Here is a 1275-nt window from a genome sequence, read left to right as displayed (position 1 = left end):
GAATTTATGCTCGCTCAATTGCAGCGTATTGTTGAAAATGGTGGGTTAGATTTGTACGATAATAAGTTTGCGGAAACCCTAGCTGATATTAAAGAGCAACAAGCAAACATACTCAATCAATTATTGAAAAATGAAATTAAGTTATTGGCTTACAGTACCAAGCAGGATATTGTAGAAGAGCTGACGACGGATTGGCTTCGTTTTATGGATGATGTGGATGCTCTCAGTGCGGAAAGAAATGCAGGAGGCTCATCATGAAGAAAAATAAATTCTTACTTGTCAGTCTCTTGTTTCTGGCTATCTTTCTAGTGCAACCCCAAAATTTCAACTTCTTGAAAGAGGTCTTTACGCAAAATGATTTAGCAACTCAATTGAACATTTCACAATCACCTGAAGAAAAAAATGATAGCACGGCAACCGATCATCAAACTCAAAATGAGGAACTGAAATCCCAAAAATATGATGGTCACCATCAAGTGATTGCAGTCAATGGAAAGGCAAACTTCACAACAGAAGAGTTGAGTTTAACAAATGGGTCGTGGGAAAAATATAGTGACCTTGATTTTTTAAATCGTGTTGGTGTTGCAGAAGCAATGCTGGGTCAAGACCTCATGCCAACAAGTAAACGAGAAGCTATTTCTTCTGTAAAGCCGACTGGCTGGAAAAATAAAAAAATAACTTTTAATGGCAAACAAGATTACCTCTATAATCGTTCTCACTTAATTGGTTTTCAGTTAAGTGGTGAGAACGCAAACGTGAAAAATCTATTTACAGGTACACGTGCTCTTAACGCAAATTTCAGTGATGAAAAATCGTCTATGGTTTACTATGAAAATATGGTGGCGGATTATATCAAAACAACAGGTCATCATGTCCGTTATCGAGTAACACCACTTTTTAAAAATGTTGAGTTAGTTTGTAGAGGTGTTCGGATGGAAGCGCAAAGTGTCGAAGATGACACCATTTCATTTGACGTTTATCTTTTTAATATTCAACCAGGATATGACATTAACTATTTAACAGGGACTTCAAAAAAATCACAGTGAGGAAAAAACATGACTACAAGAATTAACATTTACTTTAACGAAGAAACACTTCAAAAGTTTTCTGACATCAAGGCCTATTTGGAAGATGTTGGAGGAGAATTTAATCGGCAACGGCAAAATCACTCAGCGACAGTTGTGAAGCTGATTGACGTCTTCCATAAACTCTTTTTAGAAGAAGGTGAGCGACAGAATTTTTATGAGCGCCTCTCTCGGCTGGAAAAAAATTTGG

At 36.9% G+C, this 1275-nt stretch carries 2 protein-coding genes and 1 pseudogene; all 3 read left to right on the top strand.

Annotated features, from left to right (window positions below):
• A partial coding sequence (locus tag AALA56_RS10070; RefSeq protein WP_369909898.1) for a hypothetical protein occupies positions 1-258 on the top strand: 258 nt, incomplete at its 5' end.
• Positions 255-1046, top strand: a complete 792-nt coding sequence (locus tag AALA56_RS10065) for a DNA/RNA non-specific endonuclease (RefSeq protein ID WP_369909897.1) — start codon at positions 255-257, stop codon at positions 1044-1046. The genes AALA56_RS10070 and AALA56_RS10065, both read left to right, overlap by 4 nt.
• 9 nt (positions 1047-1055) lie before the next feature.
• Positions 1056-1275 (top strand): annotated as a pseudogene (locus AALA56_RS10060) (hypothetical protein); the annotation flags it as partial.

The sequence above is a fragment of the Streptococcus hyointestinalis genome, assembly GCF_041225505.1.
In the GTDB taxonomy this organism is placed as follows: domain Bacteria; phylum Bacillota; class Bacilli; order Lactobacillales; family Streptococcaceae; genus Streptococcus; species Streptococcus hyointestinalis_B.
Note: the sequence above shows the minus strand (reverse complement) of the source record. Positions and strands in the feature narration are given on the sequence as shown.

Coding starts and splice junctions, on each gene's coding strand:
- AALA56_RS10065 (WP_369909897.1), top strand. CDS start 255: ATGAAGAAAAATAAATTCTTACTTGTCAGTCTCTTGTTTCTGGCTATC.